The following is a 17,197-nucleotide window of genomic DNA, read 5'->3' on the forward strand; positions in this document are numbered from 1 at the left end:
ACGGCGCGGCCAACGGCACCCACGACCGCACCCGGTCCAATGAGGTCGCCGATCCGCCCTATCCGGAGGAACACCGATGACGACTCTAAATGACCTGAAACCGGCGGGCCGCCGAGCCCCGCCGGAACGCCCCCTGCTGACCTTCGGCTGCTGAGGAGGCACATTATGCAGGCGAGTTGGACCGTCCTGTCCCTGACGGGACTCTACATGGCCGTTCTCGGCGTGATCAGCTTCGCGGCGAAGCGGTACGCGAACAGCGCCAAGAGCTTCACCTCCGGCGGGACGACCTATCCCGCCATCCTGATCGGCTTCCTGCTGATGTCGGAGTTCATCGGCACGACGGCGAGCATCGGCACCGCGCAGGTGGCCTACACCCATGGGATTTCCGGGGCCTGGAGCCTTGCCGTCCTCGGGATCGGGTTCGTTCTCTACTCGATGCTGCTCGCGCGCCGATTCAAGGCGCTCGGCGAGAACACGATCTCGGGGGCGCTGTCGCGGATCTACGGGACGAAGGTGAAAGTCGCGACTTCGGTAATCATGATTTTCGCGATCCAGATCGTGGCGATCTCGGTCTATACGAGCGGCGGTGCCGTCCTGTCGAGCATCCTCGGCATCGACCGTACGGTGGCGATTGTCCTCACCGGTATCGTGGCGGTGCTCTATGTGACGGTCGGCGGCATGCGCTCGGTCATCTACACCAACGTGCTTCACGCGCTCGTCAAATATCTCGGCATCTTCATCGCCTTCGTGTTCGCGCTCAACCAAGTCGGCGGGATGGGCGAGTTGCAGGCGCGGCTACCCGAGAAAATGTTCGAGGTGGGCACGGTCGGGTGGCCGCAGATCATCGCCTGGTTCATCGCGGCGACGGGTGCGATCTTCTCGACCCAATACGTGATCCAGGCGATCAGCACGGTCAGCGACGGCGCCAAGGCGCAGCGGGCGAGCCTCTACTCGGCGATCCTGCTGATCGGGTTCAGCCTGTTGGCGGCCGGTATCGGCATGTGCGCCGCCGTCCTCTCGCCGACCATCCCGCCGCTCCAGGCCTTCCCGAGTATCATCGCGCGGATGGACACCGTCACCGCCGCCTTTGTGGTCGCGGGTCTCTCGGGCTCGCTGTTCGGCACGATCTCCGCCGTCAGCATCGGGACCGCAACGCTCCTGTTCAAGGATTTCTACCAGCCCTTGTTCAAGGATCGCGGCGACGGGCAGCGCTCACTCCTGTTCGTGCGCGTCGCGACGGTGGTGGTCGGGCTGATCCCGCTGCCGTTCGCGATCCTGGCGCCGGATGTGGTCAAGGTGACCTTCCTGGCCAAGGCGCTCCGCGCGACGCTCGCCGTGTTGGTGCTGCTCCTGTTCTATGCACCCTGGTTCGGTACGCGCCTTGGCGCCCTGATCAGCATCCTGGCCTCCCTCGTGCTGACGATCGCCTGGTTCCTCTTCGGCGACCCCTTCGGCATCGACAACACCTACATTGCAGTCGCCATCCCGATCGTCGTGATGAGCGTCTCGCATCTGTTGCGCGGCCTCACCGGCTCGGAGAGGCCCGGGCACCTGCCCGAGGAGGTGACCGGCGAGTTCGAGCAGGCGGGCGAGTCCGCGCTGTCGCTGCACGCAACCGCGCCGCGGGCCAGGTAGCCGGGGCGACGATGCGGATCCCGGCCGACACCGGAGCGGAGCTGCCGCGACAACTCCGCGAGCGCCTCAGTGCGATCCTCGGCGCGCGCGGCGTCGTCGAGGGGGATTGCTCGCGCTACCACGAGTCCTGGGGCGGCAGCTTCACGGCGCCTGGCGGCTTTGTGGTCCGGCCCGGCTCGACCGCGGAGGTGGCCGGGACCCTCGCGGCCTGCGCCGAGGCCCGCGTCGCCGTGGTCCCGCAGGGCGGCAATACCGGGCTGGCCGGCGGCGCCCAGCCCACGCGGCGCGGCGCCGTGATCGTCTCACTGGAGCGGATGCGGGCCCTCCGCGCGATCGATCCCGTCAACGACACCATCACGGTCGAGGCCGGGATGACGCTCGCCGAGCTACAGGCGCGGGCCGCGGAGGTGGACCGCCTTTTCCCCCTGAGCCTCGCCTCGGAAGGCTCCTGCCAGATCGGCGGCAACCTCTCGACCAATGCCGGGGGTACGCAGTGCCTGCGCTACGGCAATGCCCGTGCCATGGCTCTCGGCCTGGAAGTCGTGCTGCCCGACGGGCAGGTCTGGGACGGCCTGCGCGGGCTGCGCAAGGACGCCACTGGCTACGATCTCAAGCAACTCTTCATCGGCGCGGAGGGCACGCTCGGCATCATCACGGCGGCAGTGCTGCGGCTCCTGCCGCGCCCGCGCGACGCGGCCACTGCCTTCGCCGCCGTGCCGGATCCGGAGGCTGCGCTCCGCCTGCTCGACCACGCGCGCCGCCATCTCGGCGAGAGCCTCACGGCCTTCGAGCTGATGCGGCACGAATGCCTTGCCTGGGCGCTGGTGGCACTGGGGGGCACCTCGCCCTTCGCCGCGTGCCATCCCTGGTACGTGCTGATCGAGGCGACCGGCCAGAGCGCGCCGGGCACCCTGGCCCTGCCGATGGAGGAGAGCATGGCGGCGGCCATCGCCGAGGGGATCGTCTCCGACGCGACGCTCGCCGCCTCCGAGACGCAGCGGCGGCGCCTCTGGGCGATGCGCGAGGGTCAGGCGGAGGCGCAGAAGGCGGCCGGACCCGGCATCAAGCACGACGTGTCGGTGCCGGTCTCGGCCGTCCCGGACTTCCTGGCCCGGGCCGACGCCGCGCTGGCGGCGGCCTTCCCCATGATACGGCCCTTCGCGTTCGGTCACCTCGGGGACGGCAACATCCACTACAACCCGCTCGGGCCCGCCGGCTCGACCCCGGCGGAGGTCGCGCGCCTGCGCCCGCAGGTAAACCGCATCGTGCACGACATCGTGGTCGATCTCGGCGGCTCGATCAGCGCCGAGCACGGGCTCGGCCAACTGCGCACGCACGAGATCCAGCGCTACAAGGCGCCGGTCGAGCGCGCGATGATGGCGGCCCTCAAGGCGACCTTCGATCCGAAGGGCCTGATGAACCCGGGCAAGATCGTGCCGGACTGAAACGGTCAGGCACTCGCGAGCGCGCCGAGCAGGACCTCGCGGGAGCCTTCCGGGATAGGCCGGCCGAGATGGTGGGCGTAGAGGCCGAGATGCCCCTGGGCGGCCGCGACCCGGTCGAGCGGCGCCCCGGGCAGCGGAGCAGCGCGAAACAGCGTGTCCTGGACCAAGCGTTCGGCCTCGAGCTCGACCGCCTTGATCCGCGCGCGGTAGGCCTCGGACCCGAATTCCGCGAGGGGAGCGACCTTCAGCGCTCGCCGAACCGTCCGCAGCGGCTCGATCACTGCCGCGCGCCACGGCGCGATCCGCGCATCCGCCGCCGCCACCGCTGCGGCGTCGAGCGGCCTGTCGGTCACAGCACACCAGAGCAGGAACATGAGGAGGTTCACGTCCGCTCCTGCCTCGTCCTGGAGGGGGAGGCAGGCGGGCGCGACACCGGGCCGGCCGTAGAGGCGGAGGGAGAAGTCCCAGAGCGCATTGTCGGACATGATAGCCTTACCCGCGATCGAGGTTGCCCCGCGTCTCCGGCATCAGCACCGCGCCGATCAGGTAGACCACCGTCACAAGGGTCGAGAAGATCGCCAGCACCAGCGTGATCTGGCCCGGTCCGTCGGCGGTCAGAGAGACCAGCGTGGGGAGCATGCCGCCCAGCGCGAAGCCGATGTTCCAACTCAGGCCTGTGCCAGTGGCGCGCAAAGCCGTCGGGAAGGTCTCGTTGAGGAAGATCAGGAGGGGCCCGTAGCTCCCGTTCGCCACGAAAGCGAGCAGCATGGCGTAGATCGCGATATGGATCGGGTCCGTCGTCCGGCCGAGGGCCAGGAACAGCAGGGGAAAGGCGACGAGCCGCACGGCGCCCATCAGGAGAAAACTCCGCTTGCGGCCAATATGCTGGCTCAGTTCGCCCAGTCCGCAGGCGCCGACCGCCGCGGCAAGGCTCGCGCCGATCAACATCAGCGAGGCTGTGGCGTTGGGCAGGCCATTCACGAGCTTCAGGACGGTGGGGAGGTAGCCCGAGGTCAGGTAGTAGGCCGCGCCGCCGCCGAAGGAGAGCAGCACCGCGAGGACGAAGCTGCGGGCATGCTCAGCCGAGAACAGGGCCCGCACGGGTGAGACGACCACCGTGGTGTCGGCACGCCTCGCCGCCTTCGCGGCCTGGAGCTGCCGGAAGATCGGCGATTCTTCGAGGTTGCGGAACAGGATGAGCCCCACGACCGAGGTGAGGAGGCCGGAGAAGAACATCACCCGCCAACCCCAGGCCGCGAAGGCTTCGCCGGGCGCCAGCAGCGAGACAAGGGAGAAGACGAGCGATGCGAGCAGGCCGCCGATCGCCGCGCCGCCGCCGCCGACCGAGCCGGACATCAGGCCGCGCCAGCGCTCGGGCACCGACTCCGTGCCGATCGTGTGCGAGGCGGCGACCACGCCGCCGACGAAGATGCCCTGAATCAAGCGGAATGCGAGGAAGATCGCGGTGGCAGCCCAGCCGATCTGGCCGACGGTGGGCAGGAGGCCGAAAGCGCCCGTCGAGAGGCCGACCCCGATCACCGCCACCATCAGGGCGCGCCGCCGTCCGAAGCGGTCGGCGTAGGTGCCGAACAGGGCCGAGCCGAGCGGCCGGATCAGCAGCGTCACAGCGAAGGAGGCGTAGGCACCGGCAAGCGACAGCATCGGCTTGTCGGCCGGGAAGAACAGAGCTCCGACGACCGGCGCCACGTAGAGCAGGATGAACAGGTCGAACAGGTCGAGGCCCCAGCCGAACAGCGAGGCTAGGGCGGCCGTCACGGTTTGGCGCGTAGTCGGCTTCGGCAGGGCCGCGGGGGCGGCAAGCGTCGTGGTGGCGTCCATGTTTCGCCTCCCTCCGGGCTCGAACGAGCCCGCTCCGGATCCGCCCGCCGGTCTTTGTGCCGGCGCGGCGGACTCTCGCAGGTGGCCGTCCGAGCCCTAGCTGCCGCGGAATTTCGGCTGCCGCTTCTCGTGGAAGGCCTCGACGCCCTCCCGGAAATCGTCCGACTGGCGCAGGCGGCTGTAACAGTGTCCCTCAAGCTCAATAGCGATCGCGAGGCTCGAATCCTCGGTGTCGTTGAGGAGCTTCTTGGCGGTACGCTGGGCGATCGGAGAGAAGGCACGCAACTCGTCGACGAGGGCGTCGACTGCCTTCTCGAGGTCCGTATCGGCCACGCATTCGGTGGCGATGCCCCAGTCCAGCGCCTGCCGGCCCGGGATGCGCTTGGAGCGCATAACGATGTCCTTGGTGCGGGTGATGCCGACGATCTTTTGTAGACGGGCCGAGCCGCCGGATCCGGGAATCTGGCCGAGCTTCTGCTCGGGCAGCGCATAGCGGCAGGTCTCCGAGACGATGCGGAAGTCGCAGGCGAGCGAGATCTCGAAGCCGACGCCGAAGGTGTAGCCACGGTTGGCCGCGATTACCGGCTTTGCGCATCGGGCCGGCGCGGCGATGTTCCAGGCGAGCTTCGAGACGTGCTCGGGCGAGGCTTCCAGGAAACCCTTGATGTAGCCGCCGGAGGAGAAATGCTCGCCCTCGGCCCGCAGCACGATCACGCGAACGTGCGGATCCTCGTCTAGCGCCTCGAACACCTTCCGGATCTCGTCGCGCTGGGGCATCGAGATCACGTTCATCGGCGGCCGGTTCAGGATCACATCGGCGCGCTCGCGGGCGGGATCGATTTCGACGCGGAAGCCGTCGAGGTTCGTCAAGCGGGGATCGTCGGTCATCGGCTCTCTCTTTAGGAAACAGGTTGGGGAGGGTTGAGCTGGGTCAGGCGGCGGCCGGCGGCTCGCCCGCCGCTTCGGGCTGGTACTCGCCCGCCACGAGTTGGCGGCGCAGGAGCTTGCCGACCGGCGATTTCGGGATCTCGGTGACGAAAACGTAGGAGCGGGGCAGCTTGTGGCTCGGCAGGCCGGCCGCGCGGCAATGGGCGTCGAGGGCGGGTCCGCCGGTGGCGTCGCGGCGCTTGACGAAGGCGGTGACGAGCTTGCCCCAGCGCTCGTCGGGCAGGCCCACCACCGCCACCTCCGAGACGGCCGGGTGGAGCGAGAGGCAGCTCTCGATCTCGACCGGGGAGACATTCTCGCCGCCGGTGATGATCATGTCGTCGACGCGACCCGTGACGAAGATGTCGCCGTCCGGATCCGCGAAGCCCGTGTCGCCGGTGAAGTACCAGCCGCCTCGAAAAGCCTTCGCGTCCGCCTCTGGGCGACTCCAGTAGCCCTCGAAGACCTCGTCGCCGCTGGCGATCACGGCGATCTCGCCCTCCTCGCCTGGGGCGGCGACAGCTTCCGGGTCCGAGGCGCTGAGCGGCACCACGCGCACCATGGTGTTGAGGCCCGCCCGGCCGGCGGAGCCGGGCTTCGTGGCGGCGTCCTGATTGATCGTGAAGGTGTAGACCTCCGACGAGCCGTAATGGTTGACGAAGAGGTCGGGCCGGAACGCCTCGGTCAGCTTGGCGAGCAGGCCGTCGGTCATCGGCGCGCCGGCGAATCCGAGCTTGCGCACCGAGGCGGTGTCCGTCCGCGCAAAATCCGGGTGGTGCACGAGGTCGTGGTAGAGGGTCGGCACGAGGTAGAGGTTCGTCACGCGCTCGGCGGCGATCAGGCGGAGCGCCCCTGAGACGTCGAAGCGCGGCAGGCACACGAAGGCGCCACCGATCAGCGACATGGCGATGAGCGAGCGCACGCCCATCGTGTGGTAGAGCGGCATGACGCCCAGCGTTCGCTCGCCGCGCGCGTAGAGGTTCTGCGCCACATGGGCGATTGCGGCGGCGCGCTCGGCGCGATGGCGGCGGGGCACACCCTTGGGCTTGGCTGTGGTGCCCGAGGTGTAGAGCATCAGCGAGGTGGCGTCCGCGCCGACGCGAGGCTTGGCCGGCACCGCTCCGGGCTGCGCGAGATCCGCGAAGGCCATCGCTCCGGACGCCGTGGCGTGGCCGACCGCGATGCGCGGCAGCGCCCGGGCGGCGGTGCTGGCCCGCACCGCGGCGGCGGAGACCTCCTCGTAGGCGAGCGCCCGGGCGTCGGAATTCTCGATCGCGAAATCGATCTCGTCGGGCTTCGCGCGCCAGTTGATCGGCGTCAGCACGACGCCGGCGAACTGGCAGGCCCAGTGCAGCGTCGCCGCCTCCAGCCGGTTCTGCAGCACGGTGACGAGGTGGTCGCCTGGGTTCAAACCAAGACGATCGAGCCCGGCCACGGTGTCGGAGACCCGCTCGTACCAGGCCGCGTAGGTCAGTCGTGTCTCGCCGTCCACGATGGCGAGTGCGTGCGGATCGCGCGAGACGCTCGCGAGGAAGCTGGTGCCGAGGTCAAGCATGGGCCTTCTCCCCTTCGATCGCCCCTTCGATCACCCCTTGGGCCGTGGGTTCGGACGGGTCCTCGCCGCGCAGGATGGCGGCGGCCTCGAGCGCCGCCGCGACGATCGGGGCGTAGCCGGTGCAGCGGCAGAGATGGCCACCGATGACCTCGGTGAGTTCCGTGCGGCTCGCACGCGGCCGCAGGCGCAGGTAGGCGTCCAGCGACATCAGGATCCCGGCGGTGCAGAAGCCGCATTGCAGGGCGTGGCGGCGGCGGAAGGCCGCCTGCAGCACGCCGAGGCGGCCGGGCTCGGGCGACAGACCTTCGACGGTGCGCAGGTCGCAGCCCTCGACGCCGACCGCCAGCGTCAGGCAGGCGCGGGCCGGCACGCCGTCGATCGCGACCGTGCAAGCGCCGCAGACGCCGTGCTCGCAGCCGACATGCGTGCCGGTAAGCCCGAGCCCGTGGCGCAGGGCGTCGGTCAGGAGCGTGCGCGCCTCGACCTCGACGTCGGCGGGCGCGCCGTTCAGGGTGAAGCGCACGCGATGGCGCGCGCCGACGTCTAGCTGCGGCATCGGATACTGTCCTGTCGCGCTTGGCTCAGCACGTGGCGGCCGAGCTGGCGCACGAGGTCGCGGCGGTAGCGGGCGGTGGCATGGAGATCCTCGCCCGCGCCGAGGTCCCAGGCGAAGGCGTTGAGGGCGTCGTCGAGGGCGGAGCCGTCAAGAAGAGGAAAGTCCCGCGCCGTCGGCCGGTCGGCGACGCCGCCGACCGCGAGCCGCATGCGCCGGGCATCGACCACGGCTGCGCAGGCCACGATGGCGAAGTCGCCTTGGCGGCGCCCCACCTCGGCGAAGGCGTAGCCGGTATCCGCGACCCGAGTCGGGTAGGCGATGGCCTCGATCAGCTCGTCGTCGCCGCGCTCCGTCACCATCATGCCGGTGAAGAAGTCCTCGGCGCGCAGGCTGCGGCGCCGCTTGCGCGAGCGCAGCCGCACCTCGCCCTCCAGCGCCACGAGGCAGAGCGGGATCTCCGCGCTCGGGTCGGCATGGGCGACCGAGCCGCAGAGCGTGCCCCGCGCCCGGGTCTGGACATGGCCGACCCAGGGCAGTGCTGCGGCGAGGAGCGGCAGGTCGTCCGCAAGCCCCGGCCGGTCGAGCAGGATGGCCTGGCGCACGCCCGCCGGGATCACGAGGGCGCCGCGCTCCGGCCTCGGCTCGCGCAGGGCCTCGATCCGCATCACGTCGACGAGGATCGCGGGCTTCGTCAGCCGCATGTTCAGCATGGGCAAGAGGGACTGGCCGCCCGCCACGATGCGGGCCTCGTCGCCATGTTGCCCGAGCGCGTCGAGCGCCTCGTCGAGGCTCGTCGCGCGCAGGTAGCCGAAGGGGGCGGGCTTCATGGCGAGATCCCCAGGCGGGCGAGGAGGCGGCGCAGCAGGCCCGGGGCATTCGCGCGCCCGCCCGCAGATTGCCCGGCTCTGCGCGCCAGCGCCGCGAAGAAGCCGCCGATGATCACGCGGGCGGCGCCGTCGAGCAGGCGGCCGCCCACCGCCGCGACCTTGCCGCCGACCGCGGCCTCGTACGCGTAGCCGATCCGCGTCCCGCCTCCTTCAGGGGTCAGGGTGATGCGGCCGGATCCGCCGCCGTTTCCGAGCGCGCCGGTCACCGTGCCGGCGAGCGTCGCCGCGCGCGGCGCGTCGAGGTCGGATAGGCGGATGTCGGCCTTGTAGCGGCCCTTCACCGGCCCGACGCCGAGGGTGACCTCGGCGGTGAAATGCGTGTCCGAGCGCTTGCGCACCCCGTGCGCGCCCGGGATCACGGAGGCCAGCACCTCGGGATCGAGCAGCATCGCCCAGACGGTCTCGGGCGGTGCCGCGACGCTCGCCGAGCCCTCGCCGCGCATCGTGCGGTCGCCGGGCTTCGAGACGCGGGAGGGCGAGCCCTTCCCGGCGAGCCCGGCGGGCGGTGCCGGCTCGTCGCGGCCGGCGGCGAGTGCGGCGAGCTTGGCCGGGGTCAGCGGCAGGTCGATCGCGTCGAGCCCGAGCGCGTCGGCAACCGCGTTGGCGAGGCAGACCGGCGTCGACATGCAGTTGCCCTCGCCGACGCCCTTGGCGCCGAGCGGCGTGAACGGGGACGGGCTCTCGACGTGGAGGACCGTGAGCTCCGGCATCTCGGTCGCGGTCGGGAGGAGGTAGTCGGCGAGCGTGCCGGACAGGAAGGCGCCGTCCTCGCCGTAGGCAAGTTCCTCGTAGACCGCCGCGCCGAGCGCCTGAGCGAAGCCGCCGCGCACCTGCCCCTCGACCATGCCGGGATGCAGGATGCGCCCGCAATCGTGCATGGTGACGTAGCGGTCGATGCGCAGCTTGCCGGTGATCCGGTCGATCTCGACCCCGCAGAAATCGAAGATGAAGCCGTGGCAGAGCGAGGAGTTGACCGCATCGGCCTCGTCCGGCGCCGTGAGCTGCGGCGGCGTCCAGAAGGCCGTCTCGCGGATCGGCGCGCCGTCCATGTCCGGCAGCAATCCGGGCGACCAGTGGGCGGTCGCCGCGACCCGGGCGAAGGGCAAGGAGGCGTCGGGGTTCGTGCGCGAGCCGACGCGACCCCCGGCGAAGACGAGGTCGTCGGCGCGCACGTTGAGCTGGGCCGCCGCCACCGCCGCGAGCTTCTCGCGAAGCCGCACGGCCGCCTGATGCGCGACACCCGCCACCGCGGCGGCGAAGCGGCTCGAATAATTGCCTGAGGCGATCGACCACGCATCCTTGGCGGTGTCGAGGTCGACCATGACCCGGACCTGGTCGAGGGCGATGCCGAAGACGTCCGCCACCACCTGCGCCAGCACGGTGCGGTGGCCCTGGCCCTGCGGCACGGAGGCGACCTGCACAGTCACCGCGCCGACCGGATCGAGGGTGATGGTGGCGGTGGCCTGCGCCCCGTTCTTCGGGCCGGCGTTGGCGCGCTCGGCCACGGTGAGGACGGTGGTGATGTAACCCATGTTCGAGACGCTGGGCTCGACCGCCGCGGTGTAGCCGATCCCGTAGAGGCGGCCCGCGGCACGGGCCTCGGCGCGGCGGCGGACGAGGTCTTCGAGCCCGCCGTCGCGGGCTGCCACGTCGAGAGCGTGCTGGTAGTTGCCGGAATCGTAGAGCGCCCCGGTCGCGGTGCGGTAGGGGAAGGCGTCGCCCGGGATCAGGTTGCGCCGGATCACCGCGAGAGGGTCGAGGCCGAGCGTCACGGCGATGCGCTGCATCAGCCGCTCCAGGGGATAGTAGACCTGCGGGCCGCCGAAGCCGCGCACCAGCCCCGTCGGCGTCTTGTTGGTCAGCACCACGCGGTTGCGCATCCGCAGGTTCCGGATCGCGTAGGCGCCGGTCATGTTGCCGTGCATCCGGTAGAGCGTGGCGGGCTCGGGCGCGCGCAGATACGCCCCGCAATCCTCGACCTGATCCCAGTCGAGGGCCTCGACCCGTCCCTCGTCGTCGAAGGCGGCTCGGAGCGTGGTGATGCGGTTGGTGGCCGAGACCGAGGCCGCGAGGTGCTCCAGCCGGTCCTCCACCCATTTCACCGGCCGGCCGGCCTTGCGCGACGCGGCGGCCATCAGGACAGCGTAGGGCGCGACACCCTGCTTCACGCCGAAGCTGCCGCCAGAATCGGGCGGCGTGCGCAGGCGCAGGCGGTTGCCCGGCACCTTCAGAGCGCGGGAGACCACGGCGTGGATGCTGAACGGCCCCTGGAAATTGGCCAACACGTCGTAGCTGTCGTCGGTGGGGTCGTACTCGGCGACGACGCCGTATGTCTCCATCGGGGAGCCGGTGTTGCGCGGGTAGCGGACCGTCACCACGAGGGTGCGCCGCGCCCGCGCGAAGGCCGCCTCGGGGTCGCCGTAGCGGAAGGAGCGGTCGCTGACCTGATTGGCGCCGACGCCCTCGTGCAGGACGGGTGCCCCGGCTTCCAGGGCCGCGAGCGGATCGACCACGGCCGGGCGCGGCCGGTACTCGACCTCGATCAGGTCGCAGCCGTCCTCCGCGACGTAGCGGTCGCGGCCCAGGACGATGGCGACCGGCTCGCCGACGTAGCGGACCCGGTCGACCGCGATGGCGCGGGCATCCACGGCCGCGCGCACCGCGGGAACGAGGCCCGCCGTGATGTCGAGAAGATCGCGTCCGGTGACGACGGCCGCCACGCCGGGAAGCGCCAGCGCCGCCACAACGTCGATCGCGACGATGTCCGCGTGCGCGTGGGGCGAGCGCACGATCGCCGCGTGCAGCGTGCCCGGCTTCGTGCCCAGATCGTCGATGTAGCGCCCGCGCCCCGACAGCAGGCCCGCGTCCTCGACGCGCTCGACCGACTGCCCGACGAACGGGATGTGCTCGATGCCCAACGTTCGCTTCCTCGCCCGGGGCTCTTGCCGGCCCGGTTCCACGAGGATGCACAGCGTCGCGCGCGGCGGTGGATCCCGCCGCGTCTCACGACTTACCCAAACGTCTCATAAAGCGCCGAGGCGCGCGGAGACGCTCAGGCGAGCGGCAGGGCGCCGCGGCGCACGATGTTGCGGAAAACGCTCGGCGGGACGCCGACATGATCGCGGAAGAAGCGCGAGAAATGCGCGGGCGTGGAGAAGCCGAGGTCGAGCGAGAGATCCGTCAGGCCCTGGTCGGTGCCGACGATGGTCCGGACCGCGCGCTCGACCCGGATGGCGTTCTTGAAGACGTTCGGCGAGGCGCCGGTCGTCTGCTCGAACAGGCGGTAGAAATGGGCCCGCGAGAGCCCGACCTCGCGCGCGAGCGTGTCGATGCCAGTCTCCGTCCCCGGCTCGGCCTGGATCCGGGCGATGGCCCGCTGTACGCGCCAGTCCCGGCTCCGGCTCGCCGCCCGCAGGGAGGCCCTGGCCTCGCGCCACGCGGTGAACCGCTCGATCAGGGCGATCATCAGCCCGGGCAGCAGGGTCTCGCGGATGTAGTGTGATTCCGGCGTGTAGACCATCTCGGCCGCGAGATCCTGGGCGAGCCGCCGGATCTGAGCCGTGATCAGGCCGACCGGCTGCTCGAAGAAGCCTGGAGCGCCGCTGGCCGCCCAGTTGTTGCGGAACGATCCGAGCCAGGCCGGCTCGATGTAGAGCGCGAGGATCATCGCCTTGTCGCGCGCCGGGTCGTGCAGGTAGGCGTGCGTCTCCCAGGCGTTGACGAGGACAGCCTGCTCGTCGGTGAGGCGGACGACGCGCTCGCCGACCAGAAACTGCGTATCGTCGCCCTCGACCTTCAGCAGAACGTGGCAGTGATGATGCGCGTGCCGGACGAGGCCGCGGTCCATGTCGAGCAGGGCCACCCGGCCGAAATCGCCGTGGGCAATCTCGAGAGCTTCGGACATCCGTCCCGAATAACACACCGCCCGAGGGGCGGCCAATCGCGGGCGCCGGTCAAGGGCCGCGGCGGACGAGGAGCACGACGTGCCGCCGCTCTTCTCCTTCGGAGCGGGCATCCAGATTCGGCAGGGCGGAAGGTCCGGCAGGGGGCACGTCAAGCGCTTCACCTGTGCTGCGACGAAACCACCGAAGTGGACCAGCAGCTTCCGGTCATGCTCCGCTGCAGCCGATCGTTCGTGGGCCTGCCATGGTAAGGGTCGCGCACTGTGTCAATCGACGGTATCCCGCGGCACGATGCGGGAGTTGGGTTGCGCATCCACCGTAGGCGCGGCGGCACAAGTCAGCAGTCTCGGTTCCGGTGAGCCTGCCTCGCTCCAGGAGCGCGTCGGCAATGGTTCGGATTGCCGCCTCGCCTGGCCGCGACCGGATGAGGGTGGTCGCCCGCCAGGCCGCAAGAACGCTCGCGGCCCGGCGCTCGACCCCGTGCAAGTTCCAGGCATCGAGGAGCATGGACGCGTGCTGCATGTCCGCATCGCCACCGGCCAACGTGCAGGTCGCCACGGCCACTTTCCGGAAGCGTGCCTCCGCGATGATGCCCGAGACGCAATCGATGAGAGCGATGTCGCGTGCGATACCTCGCAGACGGTCGCTCCGCTCCTGGGCGCGGGCATCCCCCGCGACACGCATCGGGTCATATGGCCAACCACAGATGTCGTAGGCATCGACATGGCCCTCGCAGAGCAACTGTTGGCCGGCCCGATCCTCGATCCGCACGCCGGCGAGCAACTCGTCCACCGACAGGATCGTGACGGAGTCCTGCCTGTGGCCGAAGGACCATCGTGCCAGCGCGTGTCCTGCCTCGTGGTGACACCGAGGGCGAAACATCAGCGTGGCAGAGGAGGACATGCGGCGATTCACCTATGTCGTGGCTGGTGATGCCTCATCCGTCATTGGCCTTGAAGCGCCGTTCAAGCAAGGCGAAACTGAGCAAGTAGGACAACTCGACCAACTCGACGATGAAACCGATCTCTTCGATTTCTGGATCACTCATCGGAACTCGGATCAGGTCTCGAGTCGCAAGATCGACCCGCGTCTTCTGAAGACACGACAAAGATAGAGCCAGTTTCGTGAATTGGCTCCCGGCATGGAAACGTGTCGTTTCGTTGGTAACGCACCGAGCCGATCGAGCCGTGGGCTCGGATGACCTCCGCCCTGTTGGCCGACGTCCCGCTTGCGCTGCCGCTCCCTACCCGTCGCGGTCGAGGTGCGCCCTGCGCCTCCTGAACCAGGCTTGGTCCCGGGCGCAGTCGCGATGGGTGCCATGGCAGGCACCCTGTGGTTTGCCGCGCTGTTCGGTCCAGGCTTGCTGCGCGACCCGCGGGTTTGGCGCCACACCGTACGCTCGTCGAACAACGTGGGCACCAAGCGTTAGACTCAGCCCACTAGATTTCCGCCGAGGAAGGTCGCGTCCGCCGTCCTGACCCGAGACGAGGAGGCGGTCGCCGCGGTGGCGCTCCATGAGGCGTTCGAACTCGGGATCGGCTTCCACGTGCTGTGGACGCACGAGGACACTGGGTTTCTCGGGCGGGCGGAAGATGCTGTCCATGCCTTGCGTGTGGACCGCGCGCCCAAACCGGCCGTGCTGACGCGGCAGTGCTGGCCTGCCTCACTCCGCGTCTTCCGTCAGGTCCTCTTCGACAGCTCGGAAGTGGCGGCATCCGCGCATGGCCCTTCGGCAACGGGGGCGCCGAGGCGCGCGCCGTGCGCCTCGCCAGCGTGCGGACGTGGTTCGTTGACCTTTACCCCGCGGGGGAGAGGACGAAGCCAAACGCGCCGACGAGAAGCGAAGGCATCCAACCGTGCCCTCGCCGGTGCCACGAGCCGCGACCTCATCGGCTCCGTCGAGCTTCACGGGCTCGGCCACATTTGGCTGAAGATGGGGAAATCAAGCTCTGTAGGGGATCTCCGATGCTTCTATGGTCAGGCCTAGGCGCATTGTCTCAAGAGCTTTGATGTTCAGCTCCTGATGCCGAGATGGGCCCATCATTAGGTCTGTGATTCTGATCTTTTTTCCTCCGCTGAAATCTTCAATCTGGTTGCCGTCCTGATCGAATTTTTCTTCAGGCACGATGCCATAATCGTAGTGCGGGACAATGAGCCCGAGACTGTCCGTATAATACTTCCTTTTTAAGAACTGTCCTTCATACGACTGTCATCAGGCGCGCGCAGCTCAACGCCGGTCATGTGCCGAATGAACGCGCGCGATCTCGCCATCTTCCGCGCCGGTATCTGCCACGCCGCCGATATCGATAGCCTTGCCGGCGGCGGCTGCACGTCCCAGGACATCTGGGCCGTGCTCGGCCGAAAAGCTTACGGGATGAATTCCAGGACGTGGATATGGCGCTTCGACCAGACTACGCTGCAGGCTCTTGCAAGTCCAATACTGCCAACGCTCAGTATCAAATTTGCTGGAAGCCTCGAAGTAAAATCAACCCACACGATAGATCGGGATTCGGCATGTTCCCATACCAAGCATTCCTTCCAATCGGAACTGCCGGGAAGGATGAGACTGCCAATTCTTGAAGCGCTTAAGTCCGTGATCCTCCTGCACTCGTTGGGCATTGCGCGCCTCCTGCCAGAGTTGAAGCTGTCAATCCGCACAAGCGGTCAATCACACAATTCCACCTGTGGTTTCGATGATGCAGCTGCATTCTGCGGCACGGTTAATGGAGCCTCCGCGTGACCGCCTTAGCGACAGAGCGATGGGAGCATCCCGCAACGTCCTACCTCTCCGTCTGCTCCGGCATCGAGGTTGCCGCGCTCGCATGGGTGTCGCTCCGCTGGCGGCCGGTGCTCGTCTCCGAGATCGAGGCGTTCCTGCGCGATGTCCTGCCGCTGCGCCCGGCCGCCTGGCCGAGGAATGCCTCGACGGCCTGCGCTACTGCGCCCTCGGCAACGCCTACCCGCGCCCTGTGCTCGCCTGGGTCGGTCGGCGGATCGCCGCCGCCAACATACCCCTCTTCACCGTCGCAGCGGAGTGACCGGGATGGGGGACCTCCTCAATCTCGACCGCGCCCTGACGCCGAGCGGGCGCAGTCGGCTACGCGGAGGCACCCATGCGAAGAGGTACGCAGCACTGCTTGGTACCGGACCAGAGAGCGAGACCCGCAGCACCTGCGAGCACCTCGTGTGGAAGCACCTCTCCAAGGTCTATCGGAAGTGCGAACTCATGCGTCCGTACTGGAAGGGCGAGAAGGGCACCGGCGTGCTCGCGTCCGCACCAGCCTGCCGGAACTGGAAACCACTCTCCGATCCCAGGATGGCCGGGGACGCAAAGTGAGAGCGCCGGAATCCTCTTGCTGCCGCTGTCGGCCGATCTCCTCGTCGGACAACCAAAGCTCAAGCGGCGCGGCATGGCCCTCAAGGTCCACCACGACTTGCCTGAAGCTTGCCTCGGTCATCGTTCCGGGCTTCGGCATCGACACAGACGCTCCGATTGCGCGGATAGTGCCCTGCAACTTGATAGAGCCGAGCGATATATTTACAGTTGCCCCAGGATACACGTCACAACCCAATTTTGATCTTTCCTCCACCGCCCTGAGACAACGTCTCTGCGCAGAGGGTGATCCGACCGATTGGTGGACAGGCTTAACAGCCGCCACAACAGACCGCCCGCCGGATGACTCTAGGCCTGCCATGGTGGGTCGTATCGCGCGGAACTCAGCTGCAGACGGTGAGGAGACACACCTCAAGTGCGCCGGCCAGGTCCGGTGGATCAAGGACGCCGGCAACGGCCATATCCACGCGCGGTGCGTGACCTGACCGGTATTTCGGACCGGGCCAGTTGTGAGGCTACTGCATGGTCGTGGCCATGGGTAGCCGGAAGGCCAGATCCGGGAAGGTGACGGGCGCCGGCGGCCGGTAGCCCAGCGACGAATGCGGCCGGACACGGTTGTAGGTGTTCTGCCATAGGCCAATCACGACCTGTGCTTCTCTCAGCGAGTAGAAGATCTCCTGGCGTAGGCACTCGTCACGAAGCTTTGCTCGGAGACATCCGCCTCCTTGCACGCGACGGTGATACTCTTGCCTTGCGCCGTCTGTACCTCGATTTGGCGCAGCATCAGCACGACCTGCTCCGCGCTCGGCCTCTGTCCTCGCTTCATTCCCAACTCCTCTGATCCACGCTGATCCTCTCAATCAGCCCGGTCCAAAGCCAGCCGGTCAGGTCAGAGGGAGAGGATCAGATCCGCATGCGCCTCGATCGCCGGCAGGCTGTCGTCGGCGTGAATCGGTTTGGGCGCGACGTGACCCTTCTGCGCAAACCGCTGCGACCAGCGGCTGGCGCTCGACACGCTCACCCCGAACCGCGCCGCCGCCCGATGGAAGGAAGCGCCCCCGGCCACGGCCGCTACGACGCGTTCGCGCAGATCGACAGACAACGGTAAAGGCATCGC

15 protein-coding genes and 2 pseudogenes are annotated in these 17,197 nt (G+C 68.8%); 4 read left to right on the forward strand and 13 right to left on the reverse strand.

Annotation, left to right across the window (positions count from 1 at the left end; genetic code table 11):
- Positions 1 to 165: 165 nt before the first annotated feature.
- The gene (locus tag FHU13_RS18085; protein WP_183437257.1) at positions 166 to 1,635 is read left to right on the forward strand and encodes a sodium:solute symporter family protein; all 1,470 of its coding nucleotides are present in this window, start codon (positions 166 to 168) and stop codon (positions 1,633 to 1,635) included.
- A gap of 11 nt (positions 1,636 to 1,646) precedes the next feature.
- Complete coding sequence (locus tag FHU13_RS18090) at positions 1,647 to 3,080, forward strand: FAD-binding oxidoreductase (protein WP_210287720.1); 1,434 nt, start codon at positions 1,647 to 1,649, stop codon at positions 3,078 to 3,080.
- Between the two features lie 5 nt (positions 3,081 to 3,085).
- Here the strand turns inward: FHU13_RS18090 and FHU13_RS18095 are convergent, their stop codons facing one another.
- The 10 genes from FHU13_RS18095 to FHU13_RS18140 all read right to left on the reverse strand — a co-directional run bounded on the left by FHU13_RS18095 (position 3,086) and on the right by FHU13_RS18140 (position 14,871).
- The gene (locus FHU13_RS18095; protein ID WP_183437258.1) at positions 3,086 to 3,565 is read right to left on the reverse strand and encodes a TIGR02444 family protein; all 480 of its coding nucleotides are present in this window, start codon (positions 3,563 to 3,565) and stop codon (positions 3,086 to 3,088) included.
- 7 nt (positions 3,566 to 3,572) lie between these two features.
- Positions 3,573 to 4,919 carry an MFS transporter gene (locus FHU13_RS18100; protein ID WP_183437259.1) on the reverse strand — a complete coding sequence of 449 codons (1,347 nt, stop codon included), beginning with the start codon at positions 4,917 to 4,919 and terminating at the stop codon, positions 3,573 to 3,575.
- Between the two features lie 96 nt (positions 4,920 to 5,015).
- Positions 5,016 to 5,807 carry an enoyl-CoA hydratase/isomerase family protein gene (locus FHU13_RS18105; RefSeq protein WP_183437260.1) on the reverse strand — a complete coding sequence of 264 codons (792 nt, stop codon included), beginning with the start codon at positions 5,805 to 5,807 and terminating at the stop codon, positions 5,016 to 5,018.
- Between the two features lie 43 nt (positions 5,808 to 5,850).
- The gene (locus FHU13_RS18110) at positions 5,851 to 7,401 is read right to left on the reverse strand and encodes an AMP-binding protein (RefSeq protein WP_183437261.1); all 1,551 of its coding nucleotides are present in this window, start codon (positions 7,399 to 7,401) and stop codon (positions 5,851 to 5,853) included.
- Positions 7,394 to 7,957 carry a (2Fe-2S)-binding protein gene (locus tag FHU13_RS18115; protein ID WP_183437262.1) on the reverse strand — a complete coding sequence of 188 codons (564 nt, stop codon included), beginning with the start codon at positions 7,955 to 7,957 and terminating at the stop codon, positions 7,394 to 7,396. Before FHU13_RS18115 ends, FHU13_RS18110 begins: the two co-directional genes overlap by 8 nt.
- The gene (locus tag FHU13_RS18120) at positions 7,945 to 8,784 is read right to left on the reverse strand and encodes an FAD binding domain-containing protein (RefSeq protein WP_183437263.1); all 840 of its coding nucleotides are present in this window, start codon (positions 8,782 to 8,784) and stop codon (positions 7,945 to 7,947) included. Before FHU13_RS18120 ends, FHU13_RS18115 begins: the two co-directional genes overlap by 13 nt.
- On the reverse strand, positions 8,781 to 11,762 hold the full coding sequence (locus FHU13_RS18125; protein ID WP_183437264.1) for a xanthine dehydrogenase family protein molybdopterin-binding subunit: 2,982 nt from the start codon (positions 11,760 to 11,762) through the stop codon (positions 8,781 to 8,783). Before FHU13_RS18125 ends, FHU13_RS18120 begins: the two co-directional genes overlap by 4 nt.
- A 134-nt stretch (positions 11,763 to 11,896) precedes the next feature.
- On the reverse strand, positions 11,897 to 12,748 hold the full coding sequence (locus FHU13_RS18130; protein WP_183437265.1) for a helix-turn-helix domain-containing protein: 852 nt from the start codon (positions 12,746 to 12,748) through the stop codon (positions 11,897 to 11,899).
- 205 nt (positions 12,749 to 12,953) lie between these two features.
- Entirely contained in the window at positions 12,954 to 13,649 is a 696-nt protein-coding gene (locus FHU13_RS18135) for a hypothetical protein (RefSeq protein ID WP_183437266.1), read from the reverse strand.
- A gap of 1,039 nt (positions 13,650 to 14,688) precedes the next feature.
- Positions 14,689 to 14,871, reverse strand: a complete 183-nt coding sequence (locus FHU13_RS18140) for a hypothetical protein (RefSeq protein WP_183437267.1) — start codon at positions 14,869 to 14,871, stop codon at positions 14,689 to 14,691.
- Between the two features lie 123 nt (positions 14,872 to 14,994).
- On the opposite strand from FHU13_RS18140, the gene FHU13_RS18145 reads away from it, so the two are divergent.
- On the forward strand, positions 14,995 to 15,486 hold the full coding sequence (locus FHU13_RS18145) for a hypothetical protein (protein WP_183437268.1): 492 nt from the start codon (positions 14,995 to 14,997) through the stop codon (positions 15,484 to 15,486).
- 82 nt (positions 15,487 to 15,568) lie between these two features.
- Positions 15,569 to 15,784: a hypothetical protein gene (locus FHU13_RS18150; RefSeq protein ID WP_183437269.1), complete on the forward strand. Its 216-nt coding sequence runs from the start codon at positions 15,569 to 15,571 to the stop codon at positions 15,782 to 15,784.
- 811 nt (positions 15,785 to 16,595) lie between these two features.
- Here the strand turns inward: FHU13_RS18150 and FHU13_RS18155 are convergent.
- From FHU13_RS18155 to FHU13_RS18165, 3 genes and pseudogenes are all read right to left on the reverse strand, one after another.
- Positions 16,596 to 16,787 (reverse strand): annotated as a pseudogene (locus FHU13_RS18155) (integrase core domain-containing protein); the annotation flags it as partial.
- Positions 16,739 to 16,906 carry a hypothetical protein gene (locus FHU13_RS18160; protein ID WP_056114814.1) on the reverse strand — a complete coding sequence of 56 codons (168 nt, stop codon included), beginning with the start codon at positions 16,904 to 16,906 and terminating at the stop codon, positions 16,739 to 16,741. The gene FHU13_RS18160 and the pseudogene FHU13_RS18155, both read right to left, overlap by 49 nt.
- Positions 16,907 to 16,972: 66 nt before the next feature.
- Positions 16,973 to 17,194: pseudogene (locus FHU13_RS18165) on the reverse strand (helix-turn-helix domain-containing protein); the annotation flags it as partial.
- Positions 17,195 to 17,197: the final 3 nt, after the last annotated feature.

This window comes from Methylobacterium sp. R2-1, from assembly GCF_014191355.1.
GTDB lineage: Bacteria > Pseudomonadota > Alphaproteobacteria > Rhizobiales > Beijerinckiaceae > Methylobacterium.